This window comes from Paenibacillus terrae (genome assembly GCF_000943545.1).
GTDB classification, from domain to species: Bacteria; Bacillota; Bacilli; order Paenibacillales; family Paenibacillaceae; genus Paenibacillus; species Paenibacillus terrae_A.
Window position 1 is genome coordinate 38,748 of record NZ_JTHP01000041.1, and the last position, 18,443, is coordinate 57,190.

14 protein-coding genes are annotated in these 18,443 nt (G+C 48.2%); all 14 read left to right on the top strand.

Translation table 11 applies throughout. The features are described from left to right. Positions 1-21 precede the first annotated feature (21 nt). The 14 genes from leuD to QD47_RS18810 all read left to right on the top strand — a co-directional run bounded on the left by leuD (position 22) and on the right by QD47_RS18810 (position 18,383). The gene (gene leuD / locus QD47_RS18745) at positions 22-624 is read left to right on the top strand and encodes a 3-isopropylmalate dehydratase small subunit (protein WP_044647569.1); all 603 of its coding nucleotides are present in this window, start codon (positions 22-24) and stop codon (positions 622-624) included. A 225-nt stretch (positions 625-849) separates the two neighbouring features. Beyond that, the gene (locus QD47_RS18750; protein WP_044647570.1) at positions 850-2,427 is read left to right on the top strand and encodes an N-acetylmuramoyl-L-alanine amidase family protein; all 1,578 of its coding nucleotides are present in this window, start codon (positions 850-852) and stop codon (positions 2,425-2,427) included. A 313-nt stretch (positions 2,428-2,740) separates the two neighbouring features. Beyond that, positions 2,741-4,240: an N-acetylmuramoyl-L-alanine amidase family protein gene (locus QD47_RS18755; protein WP_044647571.1), complete on the top strand. Its 1,500-nt coding sequence runs from the start codon at positions 2,741-2,743 to the stop codon at positions 4,238-4,240. Between the two features lie 45 nt (positions 4,241-4,285). Continuing rightward, positions 4,286-4,936: a GerMN domain-containing protein gene (locus QD47_RS18760; protein WP_044647572.1), complete on the top strand. Its 651-nt coding sequence runs from the start codon at positions 4,286-4,288 to the stop codon at positions 4,934-4,936. Between the two features lie 211 nt (positions 4,937-5,147). Next, positions 5,148-5,822 carry an endonuclease III gene (nth, locus tag QD47_RS18765; protein WP_044647573.1) on the top strand — a complete coding sequence of 225 codons (675 nt, stop codon included), beginning with the start codon at positions 5,148-5,150 and terminating at the stop codon, positions 5,820-5,822. Positions 5,823-5,879: 57 nt separating this feature from the next. Beyond that, on the top strand, positions 5,880-6,152 hold the full coding sequence (locus tag QD47_RS18770) for a hypothetical protein (protein ID WP_014282011.1): 273 nt from the start codon (positions 5,880-5,882) through the stop codon (positions 6,150-6,152). A gap of 103 nt (positions 6,153-6,255) precedes the next feature. Beyond that, positions 6,256-6,801 (top strand): glutathione peroxidase, encoded by a 546-nt coding sequence (locus QD47_RS18775; RefSeq protein WP_044647574.1) that lies wholly within the window; start codon positions 6,256-6,258, stop codon positions 6,799-6,801. Between the two features lie 314 nt (positions 6,802-7,115). Next, entirely contained in the window at positions 7,116-10,790 is a 3,675-nt protein-coding gene (locus QD47_RS18780; protein ID WP_044647575.1) for a dynamin family protein, read from the top strand. 349 nt (positions 10,791-11,139) lie between these two features. Then, entirely contained in the window at positions 11,140-12,915 is a 1,776-nt protein-coding gene (locus QD47_RS18785; protein WP_044647576.1) for an ABC transporter ATP-binding protein, read from the top strand. Continuing rightward, positions 12,912-14,750 (top strand): ABC transporter ATP-binding protein, encoded by a 1,839-nt coding sequence (locus QD47_RS18790; protein WP_044647577.1) that lies wholly within the window; start codon positions 12,912-12,914, stop codon positions 14,748-14,750. The genes QD47_RS18785 and QD47_RS18790 overlap by 4 nt, the downstream gene beginning before the upstream one ends. 129 nt (positions 14,751-14,879) lie before the next feature. Then, a complete protein-coding gene (gene purT / locus QD47_RS18795; RefSeq protein ID WP_044647578.1) occupies positions 14,880-16,064 on the top strand; it encodes a formate-dependent phosphoribosylglycinamide formyltransferase in 1,185 nt (394 codons plus the stop codon). Then, positions 16,057-16,518 carry a GNAT family N-acetyltransferase gene (locus tag QD47_RS18800; protein ID WP_044647579.1) on the top strand — a complete coding sequence of 154 codons (462 nt, stop codon included), beginning with the start codon at positions 16,057-16,059 and terminating at the stop codon, positions 16,516-16,518. The genes purT and QD47_RS18800 overlap by 8 nt, the downstream gene beginning before the upstream one ends. 205 nt (positions 16,519-16,723) lie before the next feature. Then, entirely contained in the window at positions 16,724-17,461 is a 738-nt protein-coding gene (locus QD47_RS18805; RefSeq protein WP_044647580.1) for a CAP domain-containing protein, read from the top strand. A gap of 241 nt (positions 17,462-17,702) precedes the next feature. After that, a complete protein-coding gene (locus QD47_RS18810; protein WP_044647581.1) occupies positions 17,703-18,383 on the top strand; it encodes a TIGR00266 family protein in 681 nt (226 codons plus the stop codon). Positions 18,384-18,443 lie beyond the last annotated feature (60 nt).

The following is an 18,443-nucleotide window of genomic DNA, read 5'->3' on the forward strand; positions in this document are numbered from 1 at the left end:
GATACGGAGGAGGAATTTACAATGGAAGCATTCACAACTTTAAAAGGGATTGTAGCACCCGTGGATCGGGTGAACGTAGATACAGATGCTATTATACCCAAGCAGTTTTTGAAACGAATCGAGCGTACAGGTTTTGGACAGTTTCTGTTTTACGAGTGGCGTTTTGATGAGGAAGGAAATATAAATCCTGATTTTGAACCGAATAAACCTCGCTATGCAGGAGCATCTGTTCTGATCTCTCGTGCCAACTTTGGCTGCGGCTCCTCCCGTGAGCATGCGCCGTGGGCGATCATGGACTATGGATTTCGCTGCGTAATTGCACCGTCTTATGCGGATATCTTCTATAATAACTGTTTTAAAAATGCTATTTTACCGATTAAGTTGTCTGAGGAGCAAGTAGAGGATTTGTTTCAACGCACAGCGAAGCATGATAACTACCAATTGAGCGTAGACCTGAACGAAAAAACAATTACCGACGATTATGGTCTGCATATTAATTTTGATCTGGATGAGCATCGCCGTCAATTTTTGCTGCAAGGTTTGGATGACATTGGCTTGACGCTCCAGCATGAGGCTGAAATCCTGGCTTATGAACAGAAGCGTGCTGCGAAGCAAGGCGCGTAATTCCAGCTCAGTATGAGTTTGTAGCGATAAAGTGAACTGGTTTGTTGGACAAAAAGCCCGTACTGGCAATTCTTTTGCCTGCGGGCTTTTGTCATGTTCATAAGATAAATTGGTAAATAAGGGGTTGACGGTTCGACTCAGCATGGTATGGTAAATGTAAAATGGCTGAAGGACTATGCCTATGCAGTAGCACAAAAAATACATATCTAAGTTAGGGGAATGAGGATGAAGAAATATGGTTGGTTGATACTGGTGGCTATTCTAATTGGGTTGTGGCCGTCCTCCTCTCATGTGAATGCGGCTGGAGCAGATTTGTTTTTAGATGGAAAAAGGATAGAAGCGCCCGCAGATGCCAAGCCTGAGATGGTCAATGGAAAAGTCATGGTTCCGCTGCGAGTGGTTGGTGAACAGCTTGGATATCAATTTAAATGGGAACCACAAGCCTATAAAATCTCAATCCAAAAAAACAGCACGGATATGTCCATGTATGTGGGCCGTACATCGGCTGATGTGAATGGAAAAACGGTCAATTTGGATGCACCTCCTGTGTTGCGTGGCAACTCCACCATGGTTCCGTTACGTTTTGTCGGGGAGCAAATGGGGCTGAAGGTAGATTGGAATAATAAAAATAAATCCGTGAATCTCAGTCAGAAAGTGGCAACTCAGCAGATAGACAAACAGTCTACATCCCAAAAATCATCACAAACGCAGGTGCAGAACACAAGCACACCAAAACCACCTACGCCAACAACGACGACTACAAATCTTGCTGGATCAGACAAGCTTACACAGGATGCATTCTCATCATCCAAGCAGCAGGATACAGAACAGCTAAAAGCAAATACACTACTGGTACAAAACATTACCTTTCAAGATGAAGCATTACAGATTTCTTTGAACAGAGATGTAACGCCCAAAGTGACCAAAATGACGGGACCTGACCGCATTGTTGTAGATCTGGCAGAAGCGGCGCTGACGTCGGAGCTTTCTCAGCAATTTCCGGTTCGTAGCGATGGATTACGAGTGCTGACGAATATTGACAGCGGGGATGTGCAGGAAGTCAGGTTTGCCCCCGCCGATGGACAAAAGGGCGGCGTCCGTATTGTAATTGTTTTAAACCAGGTACGTGATTACGAGCTTTCAACTAACAGCACAGGTGAAATCACACTCCAATTACGTGAACGCAGTGTTGATCAGGCTGTGACACCAACCAACAGCGGCGGACGGAAAATAGTCGTCATTGATCCAGGGCATGGTGGCAGAGATCCTGGAGCAGGCAGTATCACTGGAAGACACGAAAAGGAGTTTGCACTGGCTGTAGGGTTAAAGGTCAAGCAGCTCTTGCAAAACGATCCTGATATTCAGGTAGTCATGACCCGCGATGGAGATACGTATCCTACGCTGGATGAACGCCCCCAGCTAGCAAACGAACAGCAGGCAAGCGTGTTTGTTTCGATCCATGGAAACAGTATGCTGGCCTCCAATAAAGGAAAAGCCAACGGTTCTGAAACCTACTATGCACGTCAGGAAAGTCTGGGATTGGCAACAACGATGCATAAGCATCTTGTAGCAGCTACCGGATTTAAGGATAACGGGATTAAGGTGGCGAATCATATCGTGACGAGAAAGGCCCAAATGCCAGCCGTGTTGCTGGAATGCGGCTACCTTAGCAATCTGTCTGATGAAGCGGCCATGTTCTCGGAAGAAACACAGGAAAGGATTGCGGAAGGGATTGTGGACGGTCTAAAGGAATATCTGGGGACTGTGACGGTCAACGACACGAGTGATTCTATCAACTCATAATTTTGAAAATTTCAAATGAGATCGTATGAAACTCACCAAAAAGCTGTTTTTCATCCCTAGCTATATTTAGGGAGGAAGCAGCTTTTTTTTGTAATCGGGCAATGACTTTAGCCGCAAAGCGAATGAACTATATGTTTAGCTAAAATTCGACAAAACTAGTTCTTTGGCACGTATATTTCTGTTATGATGGAATATATTCGCAACTTTTGGTGTGGAATAACGTCTAAAAGGTTGTCTGATATTACATAAGCGCGTATATCAGGTCGCCGCACCGGAGCATGTGGCAAAAAAATTATGAATGGAAGGGTGACGAATGAAGAAATTTGGTTTTTTGTTGTTATTATTTGTCTTCATGTGGGCGGTTCCGGGTTATGGACATGCGGCTTCGAGTGGAACACAAATCTATCTCGACGATCAACAGCTGAGTGTCCCGAGTGGTGCTAAGGCACAAGTGATTGGCGGAAGTACAATGGTTCCGCTACGCGTAATTTCTGAAAATTTAGGTTATGACGTGACATGGAAGCAGCAGGTGCGAACCATAACGATTGAGAAGGACAGTACCTCGATCCGAATGATAATCGGAAGCAAGACGGCGACTGTCAATGGAAGCGACATTAGTCTGGATGCTTCGCCTCTGCTGCGTTCCAATTATGCCCTTGTACCGCTTCGCTTTATCGGCGAGCAAATGGGACTGGACGTAAAATGGGACAGTAGCTCCAAGTCCGTAAAATTATATACCCGCAGCAGCGGGTCGGGAAACGGGGAATTTACTCCTCCTAAATCCGGGAATAGCAGCACAGATACTGGAAGTGTAACTTTACCAACGAATAATGCCAGTTCAGGTGTAATGCAGGTACAGGGAATCAGTTTCAGTCAAAACCGCTTAACCATTACGACTACGGGTGCAGTGAAGCCAAAAGCATTTACAATGACTGCTCCTGATCGAGTAGTTGTGGATTTGCCGGCTACGGCTTTTGCTGACAACTTTGGGGCCCAGCAAAAGCTGGATAGCAGCCAGAATGGTTCACTGGATATTCAGGATGAAGCGGATGTATCCGGTATCCGTTATGCTTTATTCCAAAAGGAACCTTCAACGGTTCGCGTTGTTATTGATCTGAAGCATGCCATGAATTATACCGCATACAATGACGGCTCGAATCGCGTTATCGTCGATCTGGCATCGAAGGATTCAGTGAATACAACACCTGACGCTACCTTACCAGATGGTTCACAGCCGGATGATACACAGACCTCACCAGTTAACAGCAATGGCAAAAAAGTCGTTGTTATTGATGCCGGTCATGGAGCGAAGGATTCCGGAGCCGTTGGGATTTCTAGAAAAAATTACGAAAAGACCTTCAACTTGGCTATGGCTCTAAAGGCAGAAAGCATTTTGAAGCAGAACCCTAATCTTGAGGTTGTGTTGACACGCAGCGATGATACGTTTTTGGAGCTTAAACAGCGTGTAAAAGTGGCTGAAAATCTCAATGCCAACGTATTCGTGTCCATTCACGCCAACAGCAGCGGCAGCTCGGCTTCCAATGGTACAGAGACGTATTACCAGCGTAGTGCAAGCAAAGCGTTCGCGGACGTCATGCATAAGTACTTTGCACCAGCGACAGGTTTGACAGACCGGGGCATTCGTTATGGCAATTTCCATGTCATTCGGGAAACGACGATGCCTGCTGTTTTGCTTGAGGTAGGATATCTCAGTAATGCGAAAGAGGAAGCCACACTGTTTGATGAAGATTTCCAAAACCGGGTAGCTCAAGGGATTGCAGATGGCATCACAGAGTATCTTGGTGTAAAATAAATCTTCAACAAATCGCTTGCCAACGTCAAGCAAGGAGGGGGACATATGCACAAGAAAATCGTAATCGCAGGTCTGCTGGCACTATTTGCTATTGCAGGTGCAGGCTGCGCCTCCAAGGAGACAGCCGCTCCTGCTGCTCCATCTCAGGAAACGAAAACGTCTGCGGCGCAAAATAGCACACCAGAACAAACGGCCCCTGATTCATCGACTCAGTCTGCTGAAAATAACGGAGCGAGTCAAACACCTGCATCCTCGTCAACCGAGCCTACAAACACCAAGACGGATACGGTAAAATCAGGAGACCGCCAAACTCAACAGATCACGGTGTACTACACCGATACACAAGAGACAGGCTTGAAGGAACAGAAAAAGGAAATTACCTACCCAAGCGAGCTGGAAAAATTCCAAAAGGCGTTTGAAGCTCTGCAAAAGAGTGGGAATTCTACTCTGATACCGTTATGGTCCGAGAAAATTTCCGTGCATAAAATCAAATTGGACAATGGAGCATTGACGTTTGATATTTCCCTGCCGGACGAGGCTCGTCTGGGTGCAGGCGGCGAGGAATTGGCTATCGACGCTTTGAAGAAAACGATGTTCCAGTTCAAGGAAGTCAAAACGCTGGATTTGCTCGTAGATGGTCAATCCCTGGAATCCTTAATGGGACATGTAGACCTGGATCATCCGATGAACCGTTAACAGATCAGACTGTATGAAAATTTCTTGGGAATTACACACTTTTCACGTGCAATCTGTGACAGTTAATGTTAATATAGGAGTGTATTTCTCGCCTATGCAGGCAGTCATGCACAAATAGTATTCGTTTCTTTCCGGATGATTATTTAGAGTGACCGTCTTGATGCGGGCTATCCCGTATCAAGACGTTTTTTTTGGTAGGAGGTAGGATTCCGTGAATGCAGCAACCGCACGTCATATATTGGACACCATCGGTACGATGTTTCCGGATGCCCATTGTGAGTTGAACCATGACAATGCTTTTGAATTAACGATTGCTGTGTTATTGTCTGCTCAATGCTCCGATCAGATGGTGAATAAAGTAACGGCAGACCTGTTTCAAAAATACAAGACACCCGAGGATTATTTGGCTGTTCCCATTGAAGAACTGGAGCAGGATATCCGCAGAATCGGCTTGTACCGGAACAAGGCTAAGCATATTCATAACCTGTGCCGTTTATTGATAGACCAGTACGGGGGAGAAATACCGTCTGAGCATGATGAGTTGGTCAAGCTTCCCGGTGTTGGGCGCAAGACGGCTAATGTCGTTGTGTCCACCGCTTTTAATGTACCAGCCATTGCGGTAGATACGCATGTAGAGCGTGTTTCCAAACGACTGGGCTTTGCGGGATGGGATGATTCAGTGCTAGAGGTGGAGAAAAAGCTGATGAAAAGGGTACCTAGGGACGAATGGTCCTTGACCCATCACAGGCTCATTTTTTTCGGCCGCTACCACTGCAAAGCGCAAAACCCTCAATGTCAGGTATGTCCGTTGCTCGATGTATGCAGGGAAGGCAAGAAACGTATGAAAACGTCCCTGATCAGGAAAGATAAGGAACGTAGAGCTTAAAGACCCCGCAGAGATTACGAGGGTTTAACCATTTAAGTGTAGAAAAGGATGAAGAGTATGAAATGCATTTCGGTATATACAGACAATTTTGAGGCTTTTTCCGATATTTTTGAGCAAATCGTAACATCGGAGTTTGCTGAAAACGAAGAGCGCGAGCTTGAAGGAATCACAGTTAGCCATTCTGGTGATGTACCTGAGCATTATCTGGAGCGTATGTCTCAAAAGCCAGAAGTAGTCGTAATGAAGGACAAATCCCGCGGAATTACGATTTTGCAGCATGGTCAAGTATTCGAAATTTTGCTGCCAGTGCTTGAGACGGCAACAAATTAAGTTCAATTAGCGGACATGCTTGCATGTTCCGCCGTAGGCGGCTCGGCTGGTCTAACCAGCCTCGGGGCGCATGGTGTATAACTTACAGAGGAGTTATTCTTAAATGAGCATTTATGATTATTCAGCCGTTGCAATGAACGGTAAGGAAATCTCCCTTAGTGATTTTAAAGATAAAGTGGTGTTAATTGTAAATACAGCCAGCCAGTGCGGTTTTACATTTCAATATCAGGATTTGCAGCGTTTGTATGATCACTATAAGGATAGAGGTTTGGTGATTCTCGGCTTTCCGTGTAATCAGTTTGCCGATCAGGAGCCGGATTCCAATGACAGCGTGCATGCATTTTGTACCCTGAATTATGGCGTTGCGTTCCCCATGTTCCAAAAGGTGGATGTACGTGATAAGCAGGCTCACCCGTTGTTTACATATCTTGCTTCGTCGTTGCCCTTTGAGGGCTTTGATGAAACGCATTCGGTTGCCAAAATACTTATTCCTTTAATTCATGAGCGTCATCCTGAATACTTAGCTGGAGATTCGATCAAATGGAATTTTACAAAATTCCTGATTGATCGGAACGGGAAAGTGGTCAAACGCTTTGAGGCGACAACGGATCCCCTGGATATGGAAGAGGATATTGAAGCTTTGCTGTAAAGATCAGTTTTGGACAGAATGAGATGAACTTATTGACTATTGATAAAAAGGCGATTTCCCAAAGTCATGTACATGGCGGGGAGCGCCTTTTTTTAACATCTTTTTTAATTCAGGATTTTGCAAAATTCGATTCCAGCCGCTCCAAGGTGCAACATATAGATGAATAAAATCATTTCGATCTATATATTGCTGATTACACGTCGCTTTGTGGATTTTTGCAAAATCCTCAACTGTGATGATTCTCACAGCGCCTAAGGAATGCTACAATAAAGCTATTTGAGGCAGTTAAGGGACAAGGAGTGGAACTATAGCTTATGATGCAAACGATTACAGGGAAAGCTCGGGAAGAAATGAATACAATAGAACAGTTACGGAATTTTTTGCGCACAGCCGGGGATGAGGAAGGAGCGAAAGCCGTAGCTGACTTGCTGGAGAAGGCGGATGCAGAGGAACTGACCATTGCATTTTGCGGGCATTTTTCCGCTGGGAAATCGAGCTTGATCAACAGTCTGTGCGGCAAAACAGTGCTGCCTTCCGGGCCGGTTCCTACGAGCGCTAATGTGGTGTCGATCCGTTACGGACGTTCGAGAGCGCTAATTCATCCGGCCAAAACATCAGAAAACCCGGAGCCGGAGGTGCTGGAAACCTCTCTGTCCGAGCTGGCTGAATATTGTAAAAATGGCGGAGCTTACGAATCGGTTCAGGTATGGGAGGATGTCCCGATGTTAGCTGGCGGAGGGGTACTGCTGGATACACCTGGTGTCGATTCTACGGACCACGGCCATGCGCTGGCGACACATTCTGCTTTGCACTGGGCGGATATTGTTTTTTATGTGATGGATTATAACCATGTTCAATCGGAAAATAACTTGTCCTTTGCCAAAAGTCTGTCGGATTGGGGCAAGCCGTTATATTTGATTATTAACCAAATAGATAAGCATCGAGAGCGAGAGCTTTCATTTACACGTTATCGTAGTGAGGTAGAGGCCAGCTTTCATGCTTGGCAGGTTCATTACACAGATATACTGTTCACCTCCTTGAAAGAGCAAAACCATCTTTGGAACCAATGGGAAGAGCTGCCGTTGCTGATCAAAGCACTGTTGGAGCGAAAAACAGAGCTATTGTCGTACAGTTTGGTTTCCTCCATGCGCCATTTGGCGGATCAACATGTGGAGGCTGTGCAGGCTGCCGAGGAAGAGGAACTGAATACGTTGCTGGAAGAGGCAGGCGGGGAGGAAGTAATTTCGCGTCTGGATATGGAGCTGGAAGTTTTGCAGCAAGAGGATAAACGCTGGAATATACTACCAGATCAGGAGCATAAACGGCTGCGGCAAGAGCTGGATCATGTACTGGAGCATGCCCATTTGACACCTGCGGAGCTGCGTGAGGCGGCGGGCGAATATTTGGAGAGCCGCAAGCCGGGCTTCAAGGCCGGGCTATGGTTTGCCGGAGGAAAGACGGAGCGGGAGAAGGAAAACCGAATAGAACGACTGACTGGTATGCTGACTGATCAGGTGGAGGGGCAGTTGCTGCCTCATGTGCGAGAGCTGCTGCGTTCCTGGGGGGATGGGCATGGTTTGTGGTCGGCTGCGATGGAGCAGGAGCTGGACGAAATTCGTCCTGTGACGGATCGGAGACTGATTGAGCAAACGGTGAAGGAAACCGCGTTGTCGCCGGAGTATACGCTGAACTATTGCAAGGATCTGCGCAGCGCCGTCACGGCCGATTGCCGCCGCAAGGCGCTGGCGCTGGCAGACCGCATGCTGGCGCAGCTAGCTGCGCAGGCCGAAGCACGGCGCGCGGCTCTTGCGTCCGCGCGCACCGAGCTGCTGGCGCAGGCGGACGCGGCAGGCCGTTATCGCGCCCGCCTAAGCACCTCGGCTGCGCACGCCACCGTGCTGCGCAGCCTGCTTCCGCAAGCAGCCGCGCCTGACGCGTTGCCCCAGGCGGCAGCGCCAGCGCCAGCGGCGGAAACCACCGCTGCGGCTTCGGCCGCGCCAGCGGGCGCTGCGCGTACTGCCGCCGCTGGCGCACACGCCGCAGCGGCGCAGCCGCTTGCAGGCACGGTGGCAGCACAGCCCGCCGCCGGAGGCCGCCGCACGCGGCTGGATGCAGCAGCGTCCCGATTGCAGGCCGCCGCTGCATTGTTGAGCCCGTACCCTGCCATGCAAGCGGCAGTACGGGATTTGCACGCCCGCGCCGCTGCGCTGGAAGGCGGGCGGTTCACGCTGGCGCTGTTCGGAGCGTTCAGCGCCGGGAAGTCCAGCTTCGCCAACGCTTTGCTGGGCGAAGCGGTGTTGCCCGTATCGCCGCATCCGACGACAGCGGCAATTAACCGGATTATGGCGCCCGCAAGCAAGGAGCGCCATGCTACCGCAGACGTCCATATGAAATCAGTGGACGCTTTGCGGGAAGACCTTAAATACTCGTTCCGGTTGCTAGGACTGGGAGAACCGGTTGCGGAGGGATGGCAGGACACCGTACATGCGTTGTCCCCGGAAGGTATTCACCCTGCCGGGCGGCCCCATTACAGCTTTTTGAAGGCTGCCGCCGCTGGATGGGAAGAAGCTGAAAGTTTGCTGGGTCAGCAGCTTAAAGTAAATCTGGAGCAGTATCGGGATTTTGTTGCATCCGAGCATAAGTCATGCTTTGTGGAGCATATTGACCTTTATTATGACTGCCCTCTGACCCGTCAGGGGATCGTGTTGGTGGATACCCCCGGAGCGGATTCAGTCAATGCGCGTCACACAGGTGTGACCTTCAATTATATGAAGCATGCGGACGCTCTTGTATTTGTCACGTACTATAATCATGCGTTCACCCAAGGAGACCGTCAATTTTTGAATCAATTGGGCCGGGTGAAAGAGACGTTGGCGCTGGATCAGACCTTTTTTATCGTCAATGCAGCAGACCTCGCTTCGTCCGAAGAAGAGCTGCAATCCGTAACCCGGCATGTGCAGGAGCAACTGCAAGCGAACGGGATTCGTAAGCCGCGTATTTATCCGCTGTCTAGTATGCTTGCGCTGGAAGCAGCCGAGCAAGGAGAGGCTTCGCTGCGTGCGGCTTCACGTTTTGATGCGTTTGAAGATGATTTTTCAGCATTTGCAGCCGAAGAGCTGGCCGGATTGTCCATTGCTTCCGCCATGCAGGAGCTGGGGCGGTTGCGAAGCCGGATAGTGCAACACGCCGCAGAGGCCAGATATAGCGTGGAGGAACGGGAAGGGCGGTTGGAGCGAATAACCCATATCCGCGAGGGACTGGAGCAAACACTACTGAGCCTGTCTGATAGCAGTGGTGCAGCTGTGTTGTCTGGGGAAACCGATGAACTGCTGTTTCACGTACGTCAACGGCTGGCTTATCGGACTGGAGAGTTTATCGCGGAGGCGTTTCATCCCTCTGTCCTGCGGGAAGGTGTGGGCGATCTTCGTTCAGCATTTGCTTCCTGTGGCCGTGAGCTGATGCGCCTGATCGAACTGGAACTGTCACAAGAATTGCTGGCAACCACGCTTAGGCTGGAAAAAACGGGACAAAGCTTGGTACGCAAGGCTATACAGCGGTGTGTAGAGGACATGAACCATCAGCTGGAAGGACTGGATTGCACGGTTCCTGAACCCAGAGAATGGGCTGTTCCCGAACTGATTGAAATTTCCTTGCAGGAGTCCGTCCATTGGAAGGAATATTGGAACAGCTTTAAAAATCCAAAGCTATTTTTTGAAGGATCTGGCCGTGCGGGTCTGCAAACCAAACTGGAGCCGGTGCTGCGCGAGAGAATCGGGGAAGCTGTAGAGCAACAGCGAGAACGAATGTCCTCTTTTTACATTACGCTGGTGCATGAGGAACAAACGTGGCAGACGGCTCTGCTTCGGGAGCAGATGCTGGAGACGATTCGTGGTATGGAGCATGCACTTACGGGTGGTGAGCAGCCACAGGTTTGGGAAGAGCTTGCCAGTCGGATTGTCGCCTTGGAGCAGGAAGAATCGCTAACGTAATTCTTTCCACACATTGCCTAAGTTCATTTTTTCAAATAACCTAATCAGCCACCTAATAAGCATTCCATCCATAGATTGCGGGCTACCGTCGCTTCATGGACAAGCATATCTTTCATCAGGACACCGGGTTGCGGGACAACCCGGTGTTTTACGCATACTTCAAAAAGACAGCAATAGCGAGTAATTAGCCATATTCAATGATAAGAAAGCGATTTAATTTGTCTAATCACCCGCCAATTGCGAACCTGCCTGAAAACGGCCAGTTATCCTCTTTGCCGCCTTGGAATGCGAATGGTAAACTTCACTAAGCCATATAACAACGTCGTGCAACTAATGGAGGGACATTGACATGGAAGTGCTCAGGCAATTGCAGGGCTTTTTTCGTGAGAGGAGACATTATCTGTTTCTTTCCATTCTATGCCTTGCGATAGCGACGGCCCTGGGACTGGTGTATCCAAACCTGCTCCAAAGGCTAATTGATAACGCTATCATCCCCGGTGACTTCGGGAAAGTCCCGGCGCTGGCTCTAACTGTGCTGGGAGTAGTGATCGTCAAAGGCTTTATGCAATTTTTACACGGGTTTTTTGGTGGACGGCTGGGTAACTATCTGGCATACCGACTCCGCAATGCTTGTTATGAAAAACTGCAATTTTTGTCCTTCAGATATTATGACACTGCCAAAACGGGTGATCTCATGTCCCGTTTGACGGGTGATTTGGAGGCGATTCGCAACTTCATCGGGTTTGGTTTTGCCCAAATCCTCAATGTGGTACTGATGGTCGTATTCGGATCTATGATGATGCTGTATATCAACTGGCAACTCACCCTCTTTACGATGATCAGCATGCCTTTGCTGCTCTTCGTCACGTTTAAGTTCGAATCCCGAATTCACCCCACCTTTCAGGAAATGCGGCTTGCGCTCAGCGCCTTGACGACAGCGGTGCAGGAAAATATAACAGGCGTGCGCACCGTCAAATCATTTGCCCGCGAATCATATGAGGTTGAAAAATTTTCAGTGCGAAATGAGCAGTACAAAAGTAATCAAATTCAAGCTGCTTCCCTGTGGAGCCGTTTCTTCCCCGCCATGGAGCTGATTGCTTCTGTCAGTGTGGTTCTTCTGTTGGGCATGGGGGGCTATCTGGTTATTGAAAAGTCGCTGACCCTGGGTCAGCTTGTCGCCTTTTTTAGCTTAATTTGGTACATTATCGGCCCCATCTGGAACATTGGCTTCCATATCAATAACTATACCCAGTCCAAAGCTTCGGGCGAACGAGTCTTGGAGCTACTGAATCAATCGGTGGATGTTACCGATGAAGCTGATGCTCTGACGCTCGATGCTGATGAGGTGGAGGGCCATGTCACCTTTGAGCATGTCACTTTTGCTTACGGGAATAAGCTACCCGCTGTCGTTGACATCAACCTGGATGCGCCACCGGGATCAGTCATCGGTATTTTGGGCGGAACCGGATCAGGTAAATCCACCATTATTCAACTGCTTATGCGTGCTTACAATGTGAACGCAGGCAGCATCAAGCTGGATGGAACGGATATACGCCATTTGAAAATCCGTGATTTACGTGCTCAAATATCTTCCGTGTTCCAGGAGACGTTCCTGTTCTCATCTTCCATCCGTAACAACATTGCTTATGGACTAAGCCATGTCAGTATGGATGACATTATACGCGTATCCAAGCTGGCCCAGGCGCATGAATTTATTACCGAGCTGTCATTGGGTTATGACACAGTTGTCGGTGAACGGGGACTGGGGCTGTCTGGTGGGCAAAAACAACGGATTGCCATCGCGCGCGCACTACTCAAAAATCCGAAAATTCTGGTGCTTGATGATGCGACCAGCGCGGTCGATATGGAGACGGAGCGTGAAATCCAGACCGGTTTTCAAGAGGTTATGCGAGGACGGACGACCTTTATTATTGCTCACCGTATTTCTTCACTTCGTCATGCTGATGAAATTGTAGTGCTGGAGGAAGGGCGGATAGCCCAGCGAGGAACGCATGAACAGCTCATTGCCACTCCAGGTCCGTATCAGGATGTGTATCATATTCAATACGCCGACTACATAGCCCAGACTCCTGACGGTGCATCCGAAAGGCAGGTGAGATCATGAATGTACCCGCTGAAAAAGCCAAAACGCTTCAAAAACCAATGAATGAGCGATTTGTGTACCAGGATGATGATATCATCGACAAACCGTTTAACTGGTCCGAATTCAAACGGTTGCTCGCATACATGAAGCCTTACGCTCGGCAGATCCTGCCGATACTACTGGTCATGATGATTCTTGGTACCATCACCAAGCTGACTGTACCCTATTTGATCAGTCTGGCCATTGACAAGGCGATTGCTCCCGTAGGGCCTGCACTGCCGAGTGTAAAATTGCTGCTGCTTATAACTGGAGCAGTGCTGTTGCTATATTTAATTCAATGGGCAGCCAGTACGTACCGCATTAAATTTACCAATATTATCGGTCAACGTGTCATTTACGATCTGCGTGAGGATCTGTTCAAGCATATTCAGAAGCTTTCTTTCAACTTTTTTGATAAAAGACCGGCTGGATCTGTATTGGTACGCGTTACGAATGACATCAACTCGCTTCAGGATCTATTTACGAATGGTGCGGTGAATGTCCTGATTGACTGTGTACAGCTCACTGGAATCATCGTCATTTTGCTGCTGATTAACTGGAAGCTTGGTCTGGCGGTCATCGTGACTGTTCCGATCATGTTTTTAATTTCTACCAAGCTGCGTGTGCGCATCCGCCGTGCCTGGCAGGAAGTACGCATGAAGAATTCCCGTATCAACTCTCATCTGAATGAATCCATTCAGGGTATCCGTGTGACGCAGGCGTACACGCAGGAGCAGGAAAACATGGCTTATTTCGATAACATGAACAGCTCCAGCAAACGATCTTGGGATAAAGCATCGGCCATGAATCAGATCTTCGGCCCGCTCATTGATATTACCGGAGGCTTGGGTACGCTTGTGCTGTTCTGGTTCGGGGCACATCTGATTCAGACGGATCAGCTTACGGTAGGTCTGCTTGTTGCGTTTGCCAACTATGTGGGGAACTTTTGGGACCCGATTAATCGACTCGGCCAAATGTATAACCAGTTGCTGGTTGCGATGGCTTCGTCGGAAAGAATTTTTGAGTTTATGGATGAACAGCCGAATATTGCGAATAAGCCGGGAGCCCAAGACCTGCCGTCCATTCGCGGCGATATCCATTTTGAAGAAGTTGTTTTTGAATATGAAAAGGGACGTCAGGCGCTTAAAGGCATTAATCTCTCTGTCGAGGCGGGTCAATCCATTGCGCTTGTCGGGCATACCGGATCTGGTAAAAGCACAATCATTAACCTGCTCAGCCGGTTTTATGACATTACATCAGGGCGACTTACGATTGACGGCCATGATGTGCGTGATGTAACGGTGGAGAGCTTGCGTAGCCAAATTAGCATCGTACTTCAGGATACATTCATTTTTTCAGGAACGATTCGCGATAATATTCGATTCGGTCGACTGGATGCAACGGATGAGGAGATTGAAGCGGCTGCGAAGGCAGTCAATGCTCATGAATTCATCGTTCATTTGCCGGGCGGCTATGAAACAGAGGTAGAGGAGCGGGGCGGAATGCTGTCCATGGGCCAGCGCCAGCTGCTATCTTTTGCCCGCGCTTTACTGGCTAATCCACGAATTCTCATATTGGATGAAGCCACAGCCAGTATAGATACGGAAACAGAGCTGAAAATTCAGGAGGCTCTTCAGGTGCTGCTGGAAGGTAGAACCTCCTTCATGGTTGCTCATCGTTTGTCCACCATTCGGAATGCCGATCATATCGTCGTGCTGGATCATGGGCAGATCCAAGAAAGTGGGAATCATGAACAATTGATGAAAAAACATGGAATTTATCGGGGGCTGGTGGAAGCACAGTTCAGATTTTTGTAAAAAAAAGATCAAAAAATCGCGATTTTTGTAAATTTAAATGCGGAGCGCTATTGCATTCTTGGAGCTAAACCCTGAAAATAAAGATGAAAAGAGATCAGAGCAATATCTTCAGAGGGGGAAGAGTTCAAGATGTGGGGTGCTCCTTTTTCTGCCGGGGCTAAAAAGATGCTGCTGCTGGGTAGCGGCGAATTGGGAAAAGAAGTCATTATTGAAGCTCAGCGGCTTGGCGTGGAATGTATTGCTGTAGACCGCTATGAACTGGCTCCAGCAATGCAGGTGGCTCATCGTTCTTATTGTTTGGATATGCAGGATGCTGAGGCATTGAAGGCACTGATTCGCAAGGAAAAGCCCGACATAATTGTACCTGAAATCGAAGCTATTGCTACGGGTGCTTTGGAAGAATTGGAGCAAGAGGGATTTCACGTAGTTCCAACGGCCCGGGCCGCCCGTCTTACAATGGACCGGGAGGGCATTCGTAGGCTTGCTGCCGAGAAGTTACAACTTCCGACCGCCGCCTACCGCTTTGCAGATCATTTTGAGCAGTTGCGGTCAGCGGTTCATGAGCTGGGCACGCCATGCGTGGTCAAGCCCTTGATGAGTTCGTCGGGTAAAGGGCAGTCTGTATGCCGGACACCCGAAGATGCGGAATCCTGCTGGAATACGGCGTTGGAAGGCGCACGTGCCAAAACAACACGTGTCATTGTTGAAGCTTTTGTTCCGTTTGAAAGTGAAATTACGTTATTGACTGTCAGATCGGTATCGGGTACGACTTTTTGCCCACCGATTGGCCACATTCAAAAGGATGGGGATTATGTCGAATCTTGGCAGCCTCATGGCATGACGGACAAGCAACTTTTGGACGCGGAGGACATTGCTCGTACGATTACGGATGAACTGGGTGGTTACGGATTGTTTGGCGTAGAGCTGTTTTTAACGGCTGATGGCGTCATATTCAGTGAAGTATCCCCCCGTCCGCATGATACGGGAATGGTAACGATGATTACGCAGGATTTGTCGGAATTTGCGCTTCATGTACGGGCCATTCTCGGATTCCCGATACCGTCGGTTACACTGCTAACCCCTGGGGCTTCGGCTACCTTGAAGGCAGAACAAGCTACACGGGATTTTGTAATCGGTGGTCTGCATGATGCATTATTGCTACCCCGGACACAGGTGCGAGTGTTCGGGAAGCCTGAAACCAAGCCGGGACGCCGGATGGCTGTAGCGCTTAGCGCTGCGGGAGATGTGGAAACAGCACGGAAGACGGCCAAAGAAGCTGCCAATATGCTGAAAGTGGAGGTAAATCATGTCTAACAATGTGATGATTCCAGTACTGACAATTCGTTCCGTAGAGCTTGGCGATTGCGAAGCCGTAACAGGACTGCTAAGAGAAGTCGGATATCCGATGACTTGTGGTGTGATGAAAGAAGTTATGGGAACTACGCAGGAGGACTGCCAAGCAAATATGATGGTCGCAGAAATGGATGGTCGTGTTGTCGGCGTAATCGGCATGCATACGGCTCAAAGCCTGGCTTATCCTGATCCTGCCGTACAAATCACCATGCTGGTCGTGAGCAAGGAGTATCGCGGCGAGGGCATTGGCAAGCGCTTGGTGGCCTGCGGTGAGGAGTGGGGACGTGCACAAGGAAGCTTTCATTTGTTCATTACCGGAGCAAATAACCGCATCAAACAAATAGAGGCCCAGGCATTCTACAACCGAATCGGCTTTGAAAAGCAAGGCTACCGTTTTAGCAAAAAGCTTAAATAACAGCCCTGTACAAGCCCGGATTATATTCAGAGCCTCATTACCATAGATCAGTTCCGTTTAGGCTATTGCCGAGCGGGGCTATTTTTTTTCCAAATTTTATACCATTGATCCTGCTATGAAACATGATATACTGCTAGAGTAAAGATTACAAAGTTGTAACCAGGCAGGTTCACAACAAGACATTATACAACAAGGAGATGACGAAATGAAGAATATGTTGAAAAAAACACTGGTGATGGGAAGTTTAACCGCTATGTTATCCGCAGGATTCATCGTTCCGGCATCAGCTTCACCAGCCGACGATTTGTCTGCCCAATTACAACAATGGTTCCAGGATAACGGATATACGGTAAATAACTCTAACGGAACGACTACGATTACGAAGACCGTAATTCAGGATTTGTCCGGACAGGATCAAGCGAAAACAAAGACGACGAATCCTTCTTCCGACAAGCAAGTGGCAAAGCCGGCTAACCAAAAAGGTTCACAGCCTGCTACTAACAAACAGTCGAAAGCTCAAAATACGAATTCAGGAGCAGGTCAGTCCGCCGGGTCGGATGTACAGCTCAGTAAGTCTCAATTTGCAGCAGAAGTAGTCAAGCTGGTGAATAACGAGCGTAGCCAAAAAGGTTTGAGCCCACTCGCTTCTAACGCGAAGCTTACCGAAGTAGCTTTGGCCAAGGCAAAAGATATGAGTACAAACAATTACTTTTCCCATACATCTCCGACGTACGGCTCACCATTTGATATGATGAAGAAATTCGGTGTAAGTTATACGTATGCGGGTGAAAATATTGCGATGGGACAACAAACGCCGCGAGAAGTTATGAAAGCCTGGATGAACAGTCAGGGACACCGTGAAAATATTTTGAAGGCAGAATATACACAAATCGGTGTAGCTTACTATAATGGATACTGGGTACAGGAATTTACACGTAACTAAAAGTCGATAATAAAAAAGCGTTTTAAACGTCATTATGTTATGATATTATACTGACAACCTAACGCTAAATTTAAGGCCTGCTGACACGTTCAGCGGGCTTTTTACGCTGTTTGCCCTCTACTGGTGCGCTTATCTATCACTTTTACATATATGCAAGAACAGGCATAAGTGCGGCAAGTATAGTATGATAACACCAAGCTATATTGATAACTAATAACTTTTGGGAAAGTCAGGTGAACGAATGGGCTACGAAATTGTGCATGAAGGTGCTTTTGCTATGCTCAAGGTAAAGATGAACCCCGGAGAAACGATTAAAGCGGAGATGGGAGCTATGGTTTCCATGTCTTCCAGCGTGGATATAAAGGGGACTGTGGATGGTGGATTGTTGCGCGGTTTAGGCCGGATGCTGAGCGGGGAGAAATTCTTTTTTCAGGAGCTGAGAGCATCTCGAGGGCCAGCTGAAGTGCTGCTTGCTCCGGCAAGTATAGGCGATGTACAAGCAGTGGAATTGGACGGTACGTATAGACTTTTGGTGCAAAAGGATGGCTTCTTGGCGTGTACGGAGGGCATTGAGGTCAGCACTAAAATGCAGAATCTGATGAAAGGATTGTTCTCGGGCGAAGGTTTTTTTATCGTTGAAATCAGCGGTCGCGGAACAGTGTTTTTATCCTCTTACGGAGCCATTCATCCGATTTATGTTGCACCCGGAGAGGAGCGTATTATTGATAACGCTCATCTGGTGGCATGGCCGGACTATATGGATTACAAAATTGAAAAAGCGTCCAAAGGCTGGTTGTCCAGTGTAACGAGCGGAGAAGCGCTTGTATGCCGTTTTCGCGGCGAGGGGACGGTATTGATCCAAAGCAGAAATCCGGGCAGCTTCGGACAATGGATCAAAAGCTTTATACCCGATAGCAAGTGAGTTTTTTATCTATTCAGAGGTAAAGGATGAGCTGTATGAACCAAAAAGTCGTAATAAAAG

Bases quoted from the DNA above. Each gene is read 5' to 3' on its own strand.
- leuD (WP_044647569.1), top strand. From the start codon at position 22: ATGGAAGCATTCACAACTTTAAAAGGGATTGTAGCACCCGTGGATCGG.
- QD47_RS18750 (WP_044647570.1), top strand. From the start codon at position 850: ATGAAGAAATATGGTTGGTTGATACTGGTGGCTATTCTAATTGGGTTG.
- QD47_RS18755 (WP_044647571.1), top strand. From the start codon at position 2,741: ATGAAGAAATTTGGTTTTTTGTTGTTATTATTTGTCTTCATGTGGGCG.
- QD47_RS18760 (WP_044647572.1), top strand. From the start codon at position 4,286: ATGCACAAGAAAATCGTAATCGCAGGTCTGCTGGCACTATTTGCTATT.
- QD47_RS18770 (WP_014282011.1), top strand. From the start codon at position 5,880: ATGAAATGCATTTCGGTATATACAGACAATTTTGAGGCTTTTTCCGAT.
- QD47_RS18775 (WP_044647574.1), top strand. From the start codon at position 6,256: ATGAGCATTTATGATTATTCAGCCGTTGCAATGAACGGTAAGGAAATC.
- QD47_RS18780 (WP_044647575.1), top strand. From the start codon at position 7,116: ATGATGCAAACGATTACAGGGAAAGCTCGGGAAGAAATGAATACAATA.
- QD47_RS18785 (WP_044647576.1), top strand. From the start codon at position 11,140: ATGGAAGTGCTCAGGCAATTGCAGGGCTTTTTTCGTGAGAGGAGACAT.
- QD47_RS18790 (WP_044647577.1), top strand. From the start codon at position 12,912: ATGAATGTACCCGCTGAAAAAGCCAAAACGCTTCAAAAACCAATGAAT.
- purT (WP_044647578.1), top strand. From the start codon at position 14,880: ATGTGGGGTGCTCCTTTTTCTGCCGGGGCTAAAAAGATGCTGCTGCTG.
- QD47_RS18800 (WP_044647579.1), top strand. From the start codon at position 16,057: ATGTCTAACAATGTGATGATTCCAGTACTGACAATTCGTTCCGTAGAG.
- QD47_RS18805 (WP_044647580.1), top strand. From the start codon at position 16,724: ATGAAGAATATGTTGAAAAAAACACTGGTGATGGGAAGTTTAACCGCT.
- QD47_RS18810 (WP_044647581.1), top strand. From the start codon at position 17,703: ATGGGCTACGAAATTGTGCATGAAGGTGCTTTTGCTATGCTCAAGGTA.